The sequence below is a fragment of the Bartonella vinsonii subsp. berkhoffii ATCC 51672 genome, from assembly GCF_902825225.1.
In the GTDB taxonomy this organism is placed as follows: Bacteria; Pseudomonadota; Alphaproteobacteria; order Rhizobiales; family Rhizobiaceae; genus Bartonella; species Bartonella berkhoffii.
On the sequence record NZ_CADEAK010000090.1, the window covers coordinates 1 to 667 of the forward strand.

General features: G+C 47.7%; 1 pseudogene. It reads left to right on the top strand.

The annotated features are described in order from the left end of the window. Nucleotides 1-494 (top strand): annotated as a pseudogene (locus J7R10_RS08385) (late control protein); the annotation flags it as partial. Between the last annotated feature and the right edge of the window lie 173 nt (nt 495-667).

Sequence of the window (667 nt, forward strand, 5' to 3'; positions counted from 1 at the left end):
TGCAGGCACGTTTTTTAATCAAGGACAATAAGTTTTTGTTTTTAAGCGGAGTTAACTTACCAGCACTCGAACTTCATAAGCATGACTGTTCCAGTTGGGAATTCACGTTAGAGCCACGCACCCAATACGGCACCATTGAAGCCTGTTATTTTGATCGCTCACAAGGACAACAATGCCAAGTCAAGCATCAGACAGGCTTTAGTGGTCCTGTGCGTCGTTTGCGTTGTTGCTACACCAGCAGGGAAGAGGCTTTAGCTGCTGCCGCCTCAGAATCAGACCGGCTGTGCCGTAGCATGGGCAGTGGTTCTTTGTCCCTTGAAGGGTGCCCCGAAATCATGGCGGACCAACCACTGCTTCTTCAAGGGTTCCGCGGCGAAATCAATGGATCATGGAAAGCCGAAACCGTCACCCACCGCTACGAGAAACAAAGCGGATACACCACAGAAATCACACTCGAAGCACCAGACAAGGGAAAGGAAAGCAACAAAGAATAGAGGCTGGGCTGGTTGCCCAGCCAACGGGAGAAGTTTAGCGACACACCCCGTCCGATGTAAGAGCTCTTAACATCGCAGCCACTTCTTATCACTTGAAGCAATGAGAAGATGGCTACTATAGATGAAAGAGTGTTAAAAAATTATGGATACACTTTACAAGGAAACATTAAAAT